General features: G+C 59.2%; 15 protein-coding genes. 10 read left to right on the top strand and 5 right to left on the bottom strand.

The genetic code is table 11. The features are described 5' to 3' along the window. Window positions 1-8: 8 nt before the first annotated feature. The 3 genes from secF to yajC all read right to left on the bottom strand — a co-directional run bounded on the left by secF (window position 9) and on the right by yajC (window position 2,944). Window positions 9-980, bottom strand: coding sequence for a protein translocase subunit SecF (gene secF / locus WCY31_RS02515; RefSeq protein ID WP_345972999.1), 972 nt, complete (start codon window positions 978-980; stop codon window positions 9-11). Beyond that, on the bottom strand, window positions 980-2,560 hold the full coding sequence (gene secD, locus WCY31_RS02510; protein WP_345972998.1) for a protein translocase subunit SecD: 1,581 nt from the start codon (window positions 2,558-2,560) through the stop codon (window positions 980-982). Before secD ends, secF begins: the two co-directional genes overlap by 1 nt. A gap of 117 nt (window positions 2,561-2,677) precedes the next feature. Then, entirely contained in the window at window positions 2,678-2,944 is a 267-nt protein-coding gene (gene yajC / locus WCY31_RS02505; protein ID WP_231020245.1) for a preprotein translocase subunit YajC, read from the bottom strand. A gap of 261 nt (window positions 2,945-3,205) precedes the next feature. Here yajC and WCY31_RS02500 point away from each other — a divergent pair, with 261 nt between their 5' ends. The 10 genes from WCY31_RS02500 to WCY31_RS02455 all read left to right on the top strand — a co-directional run bounded on the left by WCY31_RS02500 (window position 3,206) and on the right by WCY31_RS02455 (window position 13,087). Continuing rightward, on the top strand, window positions 3,206-4,498 hold the full coding sequence (locus WCY31_RS02500; protein ID WP_345972997.1) for an ankyrin repeat domain-containing protein: 1,293 nt from the start codon (window positions 3,206-3,208) through the stop codon (window positions 4,496-4,498). Between the two features lie 98 nt (window positions 4,499-4,596). Further along, on the top strand, window positions 4,597-6,090 hold the full coding sequence (malQ, locus tag WCY31_RS02495) for a 4-alpha-glucanotransferase (RefSeq protein ID WP_345972996.1): 1,494 nt from the start codon (window positions 4,597-4,599) through the stop codon (window positions 6,088-6,090). Window positions 6,091-6,144: 54 nt separating this feature from the next. Further along, entirely contained in the window at window positions 6,145-7,350 is a 1,206-nt protein-coding gene (locus WCY31_RS02490; RefSeq protein ID WP_345972995.1) for an apolipoprotein N-acyltransferase, read from the top strand. Beyond that, a complete protein-coding gene (pgeF, locus tag WCY31_RS02485; protein WP_345972994.1) occupies window positions 7,347-8,096 on the top strand; it encodes a peptidoglycan editing factor PgeF in 750 nt (249 codons plus the stop codon). The genes WCY31_RS02490 and pgeF overlap by 4 nt, the downstream gene beginning before the upstream one ends. A 19-nt stretch (window positions 8,097-8,115) precedes the next feature. Then, a complete protein-coding gene (locus WCY31_RS02480; protein WP_345972993.1) occupies window positions 8,116-8,724 on the top strand; it encodes a tetratricopeptide repeat protein in 609 nt (202 codons plus the stop codon). Then, on the top strand, window positions 8,721-9,446 hold the full coding sequence (locus tag WCY31_RS02475) for an NYN domain-containing protein (protein WP_345970690.1): 726 nt from the start codon (window positions 8,721-8,723) through the stop codon (window positions 9,444-9,446). Before WCY31_RS02480 ends, WCY31_RS02475 begins: the two co-directional genes overlap by 4 nt. Further along, window positions 9,443-10,165 carry a Nif3-like dinuclear metal center hexameric protein gene (locus WCY31_RS02470; protein ID WP_345972992.1) on the top strand — a complete coding sequence of 241 codons (723 nt, stop codon included), beginning with the start codon at window positions 9,443-9,445 and terminating at the stop codon, window positions 10,163-10,165. The genes WCY31_RS02475 and WCY31_RS02470 overlap by 4 nt, the downstream gene beginning before the upstream one ends. Window positions 10,166-10,247: 82 nt before the next feature. After that, window positions 10,248-10,970 carry a zinc ribbon domain-containing protein gene (locus WCY31_RS02465; protein ID WP_231020238.1) on the top strand — a complete coding sequence of 241 codons (723 nt, stop codon included), beginning with the start codon at window positions 10,248-10,250 and terminating at the stop codon, window positions 10,968-10,970. A gap of 30 nt (window positions 10,971-11,000) precedes the next feature. Further along, entirely contained in the window at window positions 11,001-12,182 is a 1,182-nt protein-coding gene (gene waaA / locus WCY31_RS02460; protein WP_345972991.1) for a lipid IV(A) 3-deoxy-D-manno-octulosonic acid transferase, read from the top strand. Next, window positions 12,179-13,087: an RNA pseudouridine synthase gene (locus WCY31_RS02455; RefSeq protein WP_345972990.1), complete on the top strand. Its 909-nt coding sequence runs from the start codon at window positions 12,179-12,181 to the stop codon at window positions 13,085-13,087. The genes waaA and WCY31_RS02455 overlap by 4 nt, the downstream gene beginning before the upstream one ends. Before the next feature lie 45 nt (window positions 13,088-13,132). On the opposite strand, the gene WCY31_RS02450 is transcribed toward WCY31_RS02455, so the two are convergent. Further along, window positions 13,133-14,308, bottom strand: coding sequence for an OmpA family protein (locus WCY31_RS02450; protein WP_345972989.1), 1,176 nt, complete (start codon window positions 14,306-14,308; stop codon window positions 13,133-13,135). Window positions 14,309-14,363: 55 nt separating this feature from the next. After that, window positions 14,364-16,391 (bottom strand): Ig-like domain-containing protein, encoded by a 2,028-nt coding sequence (locus WCY31_RS02445; RefSeq protein ID WP_345972988.1) that lies wholly within the window; start codon window positions 16,389-16,391, stop codon window positions 14,364-14,366. Window positions 16,392-16,803: the final 412 nt, after the last annotated feature.

The following is a 16,803-nucleotide window of genomic DNA, read 5'->3' as shown; positions in this document are numbered from 1 at the left end:
GTTCCTAATTAAACGGTCCCCTGTTCGTACATGGCGCGCATCTTCTCTTTTTCAGCGCGGCGCTTGGCCGCATCGGCCAGTTTCGTACGGTAGTTGGCGACATTGAAGCCGAACCACATCAGAATCGGCGAGGCGACAAAGATGGAGGAGTAGGTCCCCACGATGATGCCCACCAGCAGTGTAAAGGCGAAGGCGTGGATGATCTCCCCGCCGAACATGAAGAGCGTCAGGACGACGAAGAAGGTCGTCAATGACGTCAGCGTCGTACGCGACAGGGTCTTCGTGACCGACTCGTTGATGACGTCGGCGAGTTCGATGCTCTTCGATGCCGTCACCCCTTCACGGATACGGTCGAAGACGATGATCGTGTCGTTGAGCGAGTAGCCCAACAGGGTCAGCAGCGCCGCCAGGACGTCGAGGTTGACGTCGATCGCAAAGAGCGAGATCGCCCCCAGCGCGATGGAGACGTCGTGGATCAGGGCCGCGATGGAGGCGACGGCGAAGCGCCATTCAAACCTGACAGCGACATAAACCAGGATCCCCAGGATCGCCAGCAGCATCGCCATGACGCCCTTTTCGCGCAGTTCGCCCCCTACCTTCGGCCCGACGATGTCGACCCGGCGGACTTCGAAGCTGCCCGTGCCCTTGAGGGCTTCACGGGTAACGTCACCCATATCGGACTGGACGTCTTTGCTGGAGGTCTTGAGGCGAATGATGATCTCTTCGGGCGAACCGAACTCGGTGATCTGCGCCCCTTCGTAAAGCGGGTTGGTACCCAGCGTATCGCGAATCGTGTCAATCGGCGCGGCACCTTCGTACTTGACCTGGACGATCGTACCGCCGGCGAAGTCAATGCCGTAGTTGAGTCCCTTGGCGGCCAAAATCCCCCAGGAGATAAGGACCAGTACGATAGAGATCGCGATGGCGATCTTCGACTTGCCCATAAAGTTGATGGTTTTCGTCTGTCTGAAAAATTCCATTATGCAGCCGCCTTCTTTTTACTGACGCCGAACCAGAGGCTGACGTTCTTGCTCTTGGCAATGCGCGTTTCAAGCATCTCGTAGATGCCGTGGGTGCCGAGGATCGCCGTCAGCATGGAAGCAAGGATACCGATGCTGATCGTGATCGCAAAGCCCTTGATGGCCCCCGTGCCGTAGACATAGAGGACGATGGCCGCGATCAGGGTCGTGATGTTCGCGTCGAGGATGGCGCGCATCGCGTTGGCGTACCCCTCTTCGATCGCCTTGTGGATGGAGACGCCCTGGTAGAGCAGCTCGCGGATCCGTTCGGAGATGATGACGTTGGCGTCGACCGCCATACCGACGGTCAGGACGATACCCGCCATCCCCGGCAGGGTCAGCGTCGCGCCGAACATCGCCATCACCGCGATGATGAGGAAGAGGTTCGCCACCAGCGCGATATTCGCGATAATCCCGGCCATCTTGTAATAGACGATCATAAAGACGAAGACGAGGGCGAAACCGCCGATCAGCGCGATCAGGCTCGCCTGGATGCTGTCGGCACCGAGGCTCGGGCCGACGGAGCGTTTCTCCAGCATGAAGATCGGAGCGAGAAGGGCACCGGAGCGCAGTGCGATCGCGAGGTCCTGGGCCTGCTCGACCGTGTAGTTCCCGCTGATCTGGCCGTGGCCGCCCCCGATGCGCTCGTTGATGACCGGCGCCGAGTAGACCTGGCCGTCAAGAACGATAGCCAGGTGGTTGCCGACGTTCTTGCCGGTGAAGTCACCGAAGATCTGCGCGCCTTCGGAGTTGAGCGAGAAGTTGATAACGGGCTGATTGTTCTGGTTGAACGCCACCTGGGCGTCTGTGAGCATGGAACCGTCGAGAATGGGGATCTCGCGGACGAGGTACTTGCCGCCGGCCCGTTCCGCGTCGGGCAGGACGACGTCGCCGAAGCGTGCCGCCTCCGCAGGCGTCATCGTATAGGCGCGCATCTTGCGCTCTTCGTCCACGGCCATCAGCTCGAGCTTCGCGGCGCGGGAGATCAGCTCGCGTGCGCGCTGCTCCTCTTCGGCGCTCTTGATTCCCGGCAGTTCGACGAGGATGTTGTCGACGCCCTGGCGCGCGACCGTCGGCTCGGCAAGGCCGAACTGGTCGAGACGGTTACGGATCGTCTCGATCGCCTGGTCGACCGCCTGCTTCTGTGTCTTCAGCACCGCTTCGGGCGTCAGGGAGACATGATAGCTCTCCCCGTCGTGGACGACTTTGCCCCCCTCGATTCCGGCGAGCATCTTATCCATCGCCGGCGCGTCGTCGCTGTCAAGCAGCGTGAAACGGACCGATTCATCGTCGGCGGTGAGGCCGTCGATCAGTACCTCTTCGCGCTCGCTGAAGTGGTTGATCCCGGAGGCGATCGCCTTGAGACGGGAGCTCACCGCCTCTTCGGTCTTGACGCCGAGCAGCATATGCAGACCGCCCTGCAGGTCGAGCCCGAGGGTGATCTTTGTACCTTTGTCCGTCTGCAGCAGGGACGGGATGGAGAAGACCACCCCGAAAAGGATCGCTGCGGCGAAGACGATTACTCTAAAGTTCAGTTTCATTTACATCCTCTCAAAAAGCTACCGGACGCGTGAGTACACCAGGGTCAGTCCCGTTCTGGCACACACCGGTAACGCGGTTCCCGGGCAAAACGCCGGGGACCCATACGCATAGACGGGTTACGCTTCGTCTTCGTATTTGCGCGCGACGGCGTCTTTGGTCAGTTTGACGGTCACGTTATCGGCCAGTGTCACGGTAAAGAATGTCTCTTCCACCTTCTTGACTTCGGCGATCAGGCCGCCGGAAGTGACGATCTTGTCCCCTTTTTTCAGGTTCTCGACCATCTCTTTGTGCTTCTTCGCCTGCTGCTGCTGCGGGCGGATGATGATGAAGTACATGATCGCGATCAAAAAGATAAAGGGCAGTAACTGTCCGATGATTTCCATTGGGTGTATCCTTACATGTGCGGGGTCGTGCCCCAAAATTCGTGCCATTATACTTAAGCATCCGTAAAAACGAAGTTAGTATGCTTTGCGGGAGCAATCCCTCTCCCTGCATATTCCCACACCTCTCTCTCGCAAAACATCCCCTCCCTGGTAAATGCACCTCTTTCCGACACTTCCTTCCTATTTATGATTAACATTTTTATTGACTTGCTGTTAGAATGATGCCGTTATTGACTAGTAGTTATCACAGCAGGAGCCGCTTTGCTACATTTTAATGAGGATATACGGATTGACGCTGCCGACGACGGGCAAAGAACCGTTCCCATTCGCCCGAGCGCGCTGCCGGAATACCTCGGAACGGACGATCCCATCGTCTTGAAAACCACCTGGCAGCCTCTGGGCAACAGCGGATACGGTTTCAAGACCCACCGCCTCGTCCGTGTCAGTGAAGACCGGATGGAGTTTCGGAGAAGTTTTCAGTCGCTTCTGCTCACACTCCTGTTTTCCGTTGGAGCCGCCGGTTCTCTTTTTCTGGGCTTCTCCGGTGTTTTGGGTACCAAAACGGACCCGCTGCTTTTCCTGCTCTTTTCATTCTCCTTCTCCGGACTGGCCGTTTTTTTCTATTTCAGCGGCAGGAAGCGGATCGTCATCGACAAAGCCATCAGTGCATTCTGGCGGGGGAAAGAGGAGCCTACGAAGGTGATCAATCCGCATGCCATCAACGGGTACCACTCTTTGAAAAACGTCCATGCGGTCCAGCTGCTCAAGCGGTTCATACCGGGAGACCATGACAGCAAATCCTTCTATAAGCACGAACTGAATCTGGTCTTCGCCGACGGGAACCGCGCCGCCGTGATTGACCACAACGACGCCAAAACGGTGACGAAGCAGGGGCAGCGAATCAGCGACTTTCTGGAGGTGCCCCTGTGGGATGCGCGCTCCGACATCCCGGCCCCCTCGCCGTTGTCCCATCTCTCTCTCGGCAAACCGTTCGAATACATGATGCGCCTGCTCCATCTCTACAGACGGATCAAACTCTATGCTGCTCTGACCATCCTCGCTATTGGTTTTTCGACACCTTTGATCATGTATTTTGCGTCCCCGCCGGCCAAAGAGGACAAAAAAATCAACCTCCTCACGGTGACATGGGCGGAACGGCAGCAGCTTGAGCCGCAATACACCGCCGAACTTTTCGAGCTCGTTAAAAACCCGACAGAGTATTTCGTGCCGTTCTCCCGACTGGTGGATACCCGCCTGGACCTCAACGCCAAAGATGAACTGGGACGCACACCGCTCTACTATGCCGTTCTGAACAAAAACATCGACTATGTGAATACGCTTTTGCGCAAAGGCGCCGATATCCATGTCAGGGACAATAAGGGCATAGGGTTGATAGACCTCCTCGATAAAAAACGCGATGCGTACATCTATGAAAAACTTCTCTATGCCCAACTTGAAGAGGATGCGCGTAAACGGGGAAAAGAAATTTTTTCTGTCTCCTACCGCATTCTGCCCGACGGCACGCTCGTCGTCAAAGAACTCAAAGAGCGGTAACGGTACCGCCGCCGGCGGTATCGCTCGCCGTTTCATCATCGTGCCCGGAAACAGATCAACAACAACATCGTGCAATTGGCTATAATCCGCTTATCCCAATGACAAGGACCCGCCCGATGATGCCGCGCGCCGCCGGACTCCTGCTCCACCCCACCTCCCTGCCCGGCCCCTACGGCATCGGCACCCTCGGCAGTATCGCCCGCCGCTGGGTCGACCGGCTCGGCACTGTGGGAGTGGGCTACTGGCAGATCCTGCCGCTGGGCCCGACGGGCTTCGGGCATTCTCCCTACCAATGCTACTCCGCCTTCGCCGGCAACGCCCTGCTGATCGACCCCGACCTCCTTGTCGACGCGGGCTTCCTGGGCCCGGACGAACGCCCTCCCCGCTCGCCAGAGGGTTCTGCCGTCGATTTCGATACGGTCATTGCGCGCCATACGGCGATGCTGGAAAAAGCCCACGCCCGCTTCCGCCCGACGAAGGCATTCGACGCCTTCTGTGCCGATCATGCCGCCTGGCTGGACGACTACGCGCTTTTCATGGCGCTGAAAACCTATTTCAACGAACGGGTCTGGAACGACTGGCCGGAGAACATCCGCCTGCGCGAGCCGGAGACCCTGGCCTACTACGCCAGCGTTCTCAAGGACGAAACAGGCTTCCACCGTTTTGTGCAGTTCTGCTTTTATGAACAGTGGGAAGCGCTGCGCTCCTACGCAAACGCGAAAGGGGTCAGGATCATCGGCGACCTGCCCATCTACGTCGCCATGAACAGCGCGGACGTCTGGGCCCACCCCGAGTACTTTCAGCTCGACGACGCCCTGCAGCCCACGGCGGTAGCCGGGGTCCCGCCGGACTACTTCAGCGCCACCGGCCAGCGCTGGGGCAACCCGCTCTTTGAGTGGGAGCGGCTGGAGCAGGAGGGGTATGAGTGGTGGATCGCCCGACTGAAGGGGTCGCTGGAGCTTTTCGACTGGGTCCGCATCGACCATTTCCGCGGGTTCGAATCCTACTGGTCCATCCCTGCCGACGAGGAGACGGCGATCAACGGCGAATGGATCGCCGGACCGGGGGGCAGGCTCTTCGACGCGTTCCGCAGCGCCCTCGGCCGCAACCTGCCCATCATCGCCGAGGACCTCGGCATCATCACCCCCGAAGTGGAAGCGCTGCGCGACGACTACGGACTGCCGGGGATGAAGATCCTGCAGTTCGCCTTCGGCAGCGACGCCGGCAACCCTTACCTGCCCCACAACCACATCCAAAACTGCGTCGTCTACACCGGCACCCACGACAACGACACAACCAACGGCTGGTTCTATGCCGCGCCGCCGGAAGAGGCCGAGCGCGCCCATACCATGCGCTACCTCCACTGCCCCTGGGAGGCGTTTCACGAAAGCCTCAACCGTACCGCGCTCGCCAGTACGGCCAACCTCGCAGTGCTGCCGCTGCAGGATCTGCTGGGGCTGGGCTCGGATGCGCGCATGAACACCCCGGGTACGAGTGAGGGGAACTGGCACTGGCGCGTGACGCCGCAGCAGTTCGAAGAAGCCCCCTGGGATGGGCTGAAAAGCATGCTAGCACTTTACGGAAGGGCCTGACGCATGTTATTTGACGCCGGACAAAGCACTCTTTTCAGAACGACCCGGAGGCAGATGCCTTTTTTGACATCGCTGACCGTCGCCTTTGCGATCGCCTTTGCGTTCTCGGCCTTTATCTACGTCGACTATTTTGCCCTGCCCCACATCACCGCTGTTGAGACCCTCCTGGCCCTCTTTTCTTATTACGGGCTGCTCGCCGCCCCCCGCCGCACCGTGCTGCAGGCGGGCTTCCTGATCGGCCTCTTCTGGTTCTACTGGATCGGCTTCAGCTTCCGCTACTACGGCATGCCCTGGGCGATGCCGCTGATGACCCTGCTTTTCGGGCTCGTCTACCTCCTCTATTTCGGCGTCCTCGCCCTAAGTGAACAACCGTTAATACGTGCCCTTCTGCTCTTCGGGCTCACCTTCGTCGCCCCGATGGGCTTCAACTGGATGGTCCCGGAGCTGCCGCTCCTGCACAGCTATCTCGGCGTCGAAAAATGGCAGTTCGCCCTCATCCTCTTTGCCCTCGCCGCCGTGGCCGCCTTCCGGTCGCCGCTGCGGTTCGGTGCGCTGCTGTTTGTCGCCTTCGCCTACGCGCCGGCCTATACGCCGCCTCCTCCCCCGCCGCTGAAAATCAAGCTCGCCGCCACCGCCGTTCCCCAGGAGCTCAAATGGGAGAAAGCGCACCAGGTGCCGACCATCCTCGGCAACTTTGCGCGCATCGACGACGCCGCTGCCGAGGGGTATGACCTCATTATCCTCCCCGAATCGGTCTTCCCCCTTTTTCTCAACAAGGCCCCGGAGCTGATCGACGAACTCAAAGCGCGTTCGGAAAAAATCGCGATTGTGACAGGGGCCCTGCTCTTTGAGGACGGCAACAACTACAACGTCACGTACTTCTTCCATAAGGGGCAGATGCAGGTCGCCAAGAAGATGGTCCTCGTTCCTTTCGGCGAATACATCCCCCTGCCCAAATGGATGGGCGGATGGGTCAACGAAGTCGTCTTCGACGGCGCCTCCGACTACCTCGCCGCCGACCACCCCACCGATTTCCTGATCGGCGGGACCCTCTTCCGCAACGCCGTCTGCTACGAAGCGACCACGGAAGCGCTCTTTACGGGGGACCCGAACTATATGATCGCCATCAGCAACAACGCCTGGTTCACCCCCTCGATCGAACCGACGCTGCAGCGGCTGCTGATGACTTACTACGCAAGACGCCACCACACCCGGATTTTCCACTGTGCCAATGCCGCGGGGACGGGGGTCATAGAGTGATCACATCAAAACTCCTCGCCGAAGCTGAAGGCCTCTCCCACGGTTTTAGCGACCGCGCCGGGGGAGAGAGCGCCGCGCCTTATGCGTCGTTCAACCTCGCCTACCACGTCGGGGACGACGCCGCCGTCGTCGATGCCAACCACGCCCTGCTGGCCCAACGGCTCGGGTATGCCCCTGAACGTCTCGTCCATATGCGCCAGATCCACTCGGACCGCATTGTCCGCTGCACCCCGGAGATGGGCTTTCATAGCCGGCCGGAGTGCGACGCGCTGATGACCGACCTCTTGGGCCAGCCGCTGATGGTCATGGTCGCCGACTGTACCCCCGTGCTCCTTTACGATCCGCGCCGCCGCGCCGTCGCCGCCGTGCATGCCGGCCGTGCCGGGGCGCTCAAAAACATCGTCGGCAAAACCGTGGCCGCGATGCACGATGCCTACGGCAGCGACCCCGCCGACCTGCTGGCGGTGCTGGGGCCCTCGATCGGGAGCTGCTGCTACGAAATCGGGCCGGAGGTCGCTCAAGAGGTCCAGGCGGCCGGCTGCGAAGGGGCCCTCTCCCTCCGGGACGGCCGCACCTACCTGGACGTCAACGCCATTGTCGTAAAGCAGCTCGAAGCCGCGGGCCTTACGGCCGGGCATATCGACCTTCCCGGCAGCTGTACCGCCTGCCGCACCGACCGCTTTTTCTCCTACCGGGCCGAAGGCGGCACGACGGGGCGACAGGCGGGTATCATTATGTTAAAATAGTATTCAAAAAGGCTACTGCTTGACCCTCTTCCAGATTATCCTCTTCGCCGCTTCCGCCTTTTTCGCCTGGCAGATCTTCAAATTTGTCCAATCTCTCGGTGACGGGGAGACGAAACTCCCCTCCCACAGCGACGCACCGCCCCCGTCCGAACCGGAGCGCCCCGCCTATCCGGGCACCCAGGAGATCGATACCCTCATCGACAAGGCCGACAGCGCCTACGGCGACGGCAATCTCGCCGAAGCGCGGGTCTACCTGGAGCGGGCCGAAAAACAGGATCCGGACAGTCCGGAGGTCCTCAACAAGCTCGGCTTTATCCTCTTTAAAGAGGGGGCCCACGAGGAGGCCCTGCAGAAATACAACCGCTCCCTCACGCTGGACCCGGGCGACGACCTGACCCACAATGCCGTCGCGGGCGTGCTGCGGAAATTGGGGCGGCTGGATGAGGCGCAGGAGCACTACAAAAGCGCCGTCGACATCGATGACGCTTTCGAAGAGACCTACTACAACTACGGACGGCTTCTCATTGAAAAAGGGGACATGGAAGGGGCGCGCATGATGTTTGAAAAAGCGCTGGAACTGCGTCCGGGCTACCCCGAGGCGGCCGAAGCCCTGGAGCGCTTGAAGTGAACCAGCAGCGCCTCGCCGTCCTCATCGACGCGGACAACTCCCAGCCCTCCATTATCGAAGGGCTCCTCGACGAGATCGCCCAATACGGCATCGCCAGCGTCAAACGCATCTACGGGGACTGGACTTCAACGCAGCTCAAGGGGTGGAAACCCCACCTGCTCGAGCACGGCATCCAGCCCATCCAGCAGTTCGGCTACACAACGGGCAAGAACGCGACCGACAGCGCCATGATCATCGACGCGATGGACCTGCTCTATACGGGGAATTTCGAAGGCTTCTGCATCGTCTCCAGCGACAGCGACTTCACCCGCCTGGCCAGCCGCATCCGCGAGAGCGGCGTCAGCGTCTACGGCTTCGGCGAACGCAAAACGCCCAAGCCCTTCCTCAGCGCCTGCGACAAGTTCATCTATACCGAGAACCTGCGCAGGGACGTTATCGCAAAAGAGAGCGTCGACGTGACGAAGGAGAAAAAGCTCCTGGAGCTCCTGCGCGACGCCGTCGACGATGCCGCCGACGACTCCGGGTGGGCCAACCTCGGGATGGTTGGGCAGCTCGTCGCCAACAAGCTCCCCGACTTCGACCCCCGAAGCTACGGTTTCAAAAAGCTCGGCGAACTGATCCGCGCCACGGAGGCATTCGACTTCAAAGACGAAGACCCCCTCACCAATACGCGCGGCCTCTTTATCCGCAACAAACATAAAAAAAGGAGATACCGCGCATGAAGCTGGGAGCCATTTACGACGCCCTCGACGCCCTCTCCCCCTTCGAGCTGCAGGAGAAGTGGGACAACTCCGGCCTCATCGTCGGCGACCCGGCGCAGGAGATCACGACGATCGTGCTGAGCATCGACGTCGACGAGGCGCTACTGGAGGAGCTTGAAGAGGGGGCCCTCCTCATCACCCACCATCCACTGATCTTCGGCGGGCTCGACGCCCTCGATTTCACGCAGTACCCGGCAAAGCTGCTGCAGACGATGGTCAAAAAGAACATCGCCAATATCGCCATGCACACCAACTTCGACCAGACCCATCTCAACCGCTGGGTCGCGCAGGAGGTCCTGGGAGAGAGTGCGATCGACCAGGAGGGGTTCGTCGCCTGCTTCGACGTCGATAGCGATTTCGAGACCTTCGCCCGCGACGTCGCCGAACGCTTCGGACTGGCGCAGCTCAAAACCGTCCGGTGCCACGAGCGCCTGAAGCGCGTCGCCCTGGTGACAGGTTCCGGCGCTTCCCTGATGCGAGGCCTCAACGCCGACTGCCTGCTCACCGGCGACATCAAGTACCACGACGCCATGGAGGCCAAAGCCCTCGGGCTCTCCATGATCGACATCGGCCACTTTGAAAGCGAACGCTTTTTCCCCGAGGTCCTGGCCCCGCATTTGAAAAATTTCGGATTAACGGTTATAATTTCGTCATCGAAAAACCCGTTCACATATTATTGATCGTAGTAGCCCCCGACGGCAACGGGTAGCGGCATTGCAAACAATGCTGTTTCAAACTTTCCCACGGATAAAGGAATCTTCTGTGAACAAGCACCTCAAACAACTGATCGACCTTTCCAAGATCGACAAAGAGATCGACGCTTTCGACCCGCAGATCGAGGCAGCCAACCATAAATACGAATCGGCCCTTGTCAAAAAAGAGGGTCTCGAGAGCAACATCGAAGGCCTCGAAAACGAGATCAAGGACGAGCAGCTCAAGCACAAGAAGAACGAGCTCCACCTCGCCGAACTCTCCCAGAAACTCGAAGAGAACCGCAAAAAAAGCGCGGAGATCAAGACCGAGAAGGAGATGAAGTCCCTTCAACTCGAAGAGGAGATCGCCAAGGAGCAGATCAGCTTCGCCAACGAAGAGATCGAGCGCCTCGACCGCATCATCGAGAGCAAGACCGAGCGCGTGAACGAGCTGAAAGCCCAGATGGACGAGCTCGACGCCAACCTCGGCAGCGTCAAAGAGGAGGTCGATGCGAAACTGGCGGAGATCGACGGCGAGCGCCAGCAGGTCTTTGCCCGCAAACAGGAGCTTGTCTCCCAGATGAACCAGAAGGGTCTCTCCTTCTACCAGAAGATCCGCCGCTGGGCGAAAAACACCACAGCCGTACCGGTACGCAACCAGGCGTGCATGGGCTGTTTCATGGTCATCAGCGACAAGGTCTACGCCGACGTCATCAAGGGTGAAGAGATCACAACCTGTCCGCACTGCGGACGTATCCTCTACCTCGAAGAGGAAGCAACTGCCGAAGCGTAAGCTTCGCACCCCCCTTTGCACGGCACTGTCATGAAGCCGTTTTCACTCATCTATTTCCTGCTCAGCGCTCTGCTCTACGTCGCCGCGATTCCGCTGCTGCTGCTTTTCAGCCTCCGCTCAAAATACCGCGAATCCCTGCCGGCCCGCTTTTTTCTCAAAGGCAACCCGCCGTTTACGCCGGGCGGGATCTGGTTTCATGCCTGCTCCGTCGGCGAGACCCGCGCCCTGAAGCCGCTGCTGGCTCCCCTTTCGCCGGAGGAGGTACGCATCAGTACCATCACGCAAACAGGCCAGGACGTTGCCAAGGGGTACGGCAGTGAGCACCGCTATCTGCCCTATGAGCTCTTCATGCCCTTCTGGGTCAAACCCCAGCGCGCGCTTGTCGTGCTCGAGGCGGAATTTTGGTACCTTCTCTTTGCCGTTGCCCGCGCCAGGGGGGCGGAGGTCGTGCTGCTCAATGCCCGCCTCTCCGAACGCAGCTTCCCCAGATATCTGAAGCTGCGCTGGTTCTACCGGCGGCTTTTTGCGCGGGTCGACAAGATCTTCTGCCAGAGTGACGCCGACAAGGCCCGTTTTGAGCAGCTCGGCGCTTCCAATATCGAGGTGATCGGCAATATCAAGCTGGCGCAGAGCGTCACCGCCACGAAGCGCTACCCCAAGCCCGAAGGCGAAACGATCGTCGCCGCCAGTACCCATGAGGGGGAAGAGGCCATGATCCTCGAGGCTTTTCGCGCCCGCCACGCCGAACACCCCGACAGCCGCCTGCTGGTTGTCCCCCGCCACCCCGAGCGTTTTGACGCCGTCTGGGAGCTGCTGCACGGCCAGTGCGACGGCGAACGCATCGCCCGGTGGAGCACGGACGGCGGCATCGACGCGCTGGGGGAGCATCCCGTCGTCCTCGTCGACGCCATGGGCGAGCTCAACAACCTCTACGCCATCAGCGACATCGCCGTGCTCGGCGGTGCCTTCAAGGCGGACGTCGGAGGCCACAACCCCCTGGAACCGGCCCATTTCGGCTGCCGGACCCTCACAGGGACGCACTTTTTCAACCAGCGCGAACTGATGCGCTATGTCGACAACATCGCCGTCGTCGAGAACGATGCGCTCACCGAAGCGCTCCTGCACGCCGAAGGGCTCCGTCCCGCATCGATCAACGGCAGCGTCGATCTCCAACCTTTTTTTGACTACCTCACCAAGGAGAGCGCCTCATGAAAAAATCACCGAACGACTACCGCGGACAGAGCAAAAAACTCGAAGCCAAGAACAAGATCAAGTCCAAGGCCTTCGCCAAAAAAGACGCCGGCCGCAAAAAGCCGGGAGCGCAAAGAGCCAAAACCGCGGAGGCCGAAGAGAGCCGCTACGTGCAGACCCGCTCCAGCGGCCCCTCAGACAAGGCCTACAAACTGCTGGCAGCCCAGGAGGGAATCTCCAACGCCAAAGCCAAGGAGCTGATCGACCGCGGGCTTGTCTACGTGGGCAACCAGAAGGTTATGATCGCCCGGGGCGAACTGCCGCTGAAGACCGAGTTCAGAGTCCAGAAAGTCGAGCGTATCCGCCCTATTTTCGAAAACGACGACCTCATCGTCGTTGACAAACCCGCCTTCCTCAACGCCGATGAAGTGGAGCGCCAGTTCAAAGGGACCCGCCTGCTCCACCGCCTCGACCGAGAAACGAGCGGGGTGCTGATGCTGGTCAAGAACGACGCGTTCCGCGAGAGGGCGATCGAGGCCTTCAGAAAAGACGAGGTCTATAAAGAGTACGTGGCATGGGTCGAAGGGGTCGTGACCGAAGAGGCCGTTATGGATGAGCCGATTCTGACGGAGAAACGCCACGGCAAGGCCCACTCCAAAATCTCCAAAAAGGGCAAACCGGCCGTCACGGAGATCTACCCGATGGAAGTATCGGGCAAAAAAAGCAAGCTCAAGCTCATCATCCACCACGGCCGGACCCACCAGATCCGCGTCCACCTGCGCGCCTTCGGCCACCCGATTGTCGGGGATGAGCAGTACGGCGGACGCCGCAGCCAGCGGGTGATGCTGCATGCGAAAAAAGTCGAGCTGCTCGGCATGACCTTCGAAGCTCCGGAACCGAAGCTTTTCATCCACTTCTCCGCCTAACCCCTCCTTCGCACGCCAAGGCCGCACGCAAAAGCGGCGGGAAGCCTACAGCTCTTTTTTGGGAGCGGCGTAGACCTCGATCTCGACACGGCGGTTCGCGGTACGCCCCTCGTCCGTCGCGTTCGTCGCCACCGGCTGGCTTTCGCCCATCGCACGGGTTTCGATCATTCTCGGCGAAATGCCGAGGGTGATGAGCCGGCTTCTGACGGCATTGGCCCGCCGCTGCGAGAGTTTCATATTGTACACTTCCGTCCCGACGCTGTCCGTATGGCCGACAACGACCAGGCGGTCATTTTTCTGCAGCCTTCCGGAGAGCTGCTTCAGCGCGGCATCGCCCTCCGCCTTCACGTTAGACTTGTCGAAATCGAACAGGGTATCCGACGCCAGGACCACACGTTCGGTCGGCTTTTTGATGATAACAGGCTTGGGTACCTCTTTGATGACCTCGACCTTCTTGACGACTTCCACCTCTTTGACGACCTCTTTTTCCAGGACCGTGCCCTCGCCGGGAACCGGGACCTCTTTGACCACGACGATCTTTTCGGGTTCCGGCTCGGGGATGCCGAACCGGTAGACGACGCCCAGGGAGTAGAGGTTCACATCGTAATCGGACCTGGACCCGGCTTCGGCGAGGTGATACCCTTCCCATTCGGCGCGCACGCCGAGGGCGGGTGTGAAATCGTACTGCACGCCGGCGCCGAGCTTGTAGCCGACATCCCATTCGGTCACGTGCATGTCTTTGGGCGCGCCGTTGACCAGCAGGATACCGCCGCTATAGGTATAGTTCTTGCTCATCCCCGCGTACAGCACCCCGATACGGGCGAAGACAGTGAGGGCGTCGAGGAGCGGGAGGTGGGCGAGCCCGTCCATGTTGATCCCCTGGCCCGAGAGCTTGCCTTTATAGACCTCTCCGGTATTGGTGACATCCTTGAACGAGAGTTCGCCCAGGTTGAAATACCCCCCTTCAACGGCAAAGTACTGATTGAAGAGGTAGCCGCCGAACGCTTTGACGCCGAACACCTCCTCGTCTGCCGTCGAATTTGCCACATAACAGGTCGGGTCCCCCTGGCACACCTCTTTTTCGGTCGTGGAGATGGAGACCGAACCGGTCGCATATCCGAGATTCACCCCAAGGTAGGGCCCGGGCATCGCGATACGTTCGACCGCCTGCCCCTGCACCGCCGCCGCGACAAGCACCGCCGTCGCGGCTATCCGTTTCATATTCATTTCTTTCCTTCCGTTCCGGGGCGCGTACCCCGCTATTTTTCAGAACGCTCTAGTTCCCGTATATCAGACTCATCATGGTCACGTCCGCCTTGCCGATACTCGCTCCCAGCAGTCCTGTGACCGAGTCAAGCAGCGGTGACAGCAGCGGCAGCAGAATCGACAGCAGCGGGTCGAGCAGACTTCCAAGCAGCCCACTCACATCGATCGGGATGCCCAGCAGATTAATCGTCAGTTCCAGATTGCTTACCAGCGTATTGAGCAGTGCGCCCGTTGTCGAACCTGTCGGCGCATAGACACTCTGCATCTGCTGCATATCGACCGGCAGGAAGTTGATTCCGCCGCTGTCAGCCACGCCCGATGCATAGGCCTTAACGGTGATCTTCACCAGCCCCAGGAGATTGACGAGATCGGCGCTGCCGACATCCTCAGGCGAAAGCGGCTGCTGCGAGAAGAACTGGTCTTCGGGGATCGTACCGATCACAAGTGTGGCCAATCCGTTGCGAACATTCATAGCGATCTCATCGTTGTTCAGGACCGTCAGGTTGGCCTCCGACGAGCCAAGCTCAAGGTAAAGCGGCAGGTTGATAAGGTCGGCACTCACCGCCCCTTCTCCGTCCAGCTGCGTATTCAATGCACCGAGAAGATCCCCCAGGATACCCCCGACTTTGAGGTTAAGCTGCAGACGGGTCGATGCGGAGTGGATCGTATCCCCTTCTTTCATCACGGCGATCGCCGGCGGTGTAATGACCTGGAGTTTCAGGCCGCTGCTTTCATCCGTCAGAAGCGGCAGGGAGAGCGGTACCTCTATCGGGGCGTTCAGTACCGGCGCAAGCGCCTGGTTGATGCCGCCCAACAGCGACTGAACGCTCAGCTGCGCCGCGGAGAGGCCCGTCATCGACAGCACATCGTTCACCTGCATCGGCAGCGTATCGACCGGGAACTGGAGCAGACTGCCCACGCTGATCGGCGTATCGCTGAGACCGGAGGCGTTGACCTCTTCCCTCAGATCAATCACGAGCTGATGTGCCTCGGCGGCATCAAGCCCTTCCAGCTCATCGGCAATGACCCTCAGCATCGCGTCGAGCGTCACGTTGCTGTCGACCAGGTCTTCGACCGTTGATGCGGACACGACATCGACAAGGTCCGAGACCAGTTTGGGGAAGCCGAGGCTGACGCCGGCCAGTCCCCCGGAACCCAGGAGGTCTACCGACGCCTGCGTCCCCAGCAAACCGCCGAGCACGCTGCCGAGTACCTCGGAATTATTCGTGTCAACCGCTACCGGGCTCGCCGCCATGGAGAAGACGGCCGCCTGGACCACCTTCATCGGCCCTGTCGTAAAGCTGTTCACGCTGTCATATTCAAGCTGCAGTCCGGTGAGAGACGTCACCGGCTGCTTGATCGTAAAGGTATACGTCGCGTTGTAATCGAGCGGGACCGACGGGGTGAAGGTCATGAGGTGATCATCGCCGACGTCGCTGTAATTGATCGTCCCGTTGACAAAGCTACCGTTGCTCTCTCGCAGATAGACGTTGGTACTGTTCAGTGTCGCCGTATTGACCGCTTCGTTGAAATTCCCCAGGATATGCACGCCGATGGAGACGTTGGTGTCGCCGTCATTGGGCAGGACCGTGACCTGCAGATATTTCAGCGTGCCCGTGCGAAAGTGGATAATATTGTCCGCCGCAAGGAGGTAGCCGTCACTCGCTTTAACCCCCCTTGTGACATACACGGTGTAATTCGAATCCATCACCAGATCCGCATTGGACGTCAAGGTAAAGAGCTTGGTATCCGTGCCGTAGAATTTGATCGTTGAGGAGACTTTGGTACCGTTCTCATCCAGCAGGTAGAAAGTCGAATCGTTCACGGTCGATACATTCATCTCTTTGTTGAATTTCGCCGTGATCAGCTTGTTGATCGGCACATTGACCGCTCCTTCGGACGGATCAACCGCCACCTGCAGTTCACCGCCGTTGACATTGTCGTCAAACGCGCTGTCGCGTCCGCACCCGGCCAGAATCAACACCATTGCCATGCCAAGGATGCCGGTCAGCCCCCACTTATACTTAGACGTCTTCACCTATTACTCCTTTTGATTCATCGAAAACGCCGTACCGCCTGACCGACAGCGTTCACCTCTTCTCGCGAGAGAAGGTGACACTTTTCCCCTCCATCCCACTGACATCTCATTTCTAACGAAATGAATCATATCTTCATGATACTTAATATAAATCAAAAAATACGATTTTTCATTTTTTTATGTGTGTTTATCAAAAAATTATCAAGAACATATTCTGTATTTATAAAACTTTATGCAAAAAAGTCATGTTTTATCGTCAAATATAGAAAATATGCTTTGCAGCAGTGTCTGAAGCGGGCATACCTAATCACGCAGCATGCTGATTGTAAGAAACTGGATAGAGAGCGATGATGTATTGTCGTTAGAAGGGTCGGAGAGTTCTAGGGATGAAGGAGGCTCCGGGGAGCTCCTT

This window comes from Sulfurimonas sp. HSL3-1 (assembly GCF_039645995.1).
GTDB lineage: Bacteria > Campylobacterota > Campylobacteria > Campylobacterales > Sulfurimonadaceae > Thiomicrolovo > Thiomicrolovo diazotrophicus.
Note: the sequence above shows the minus strand (reverse complement) of the source record. Positions and strands in the feature narration are given on the sequence as shown.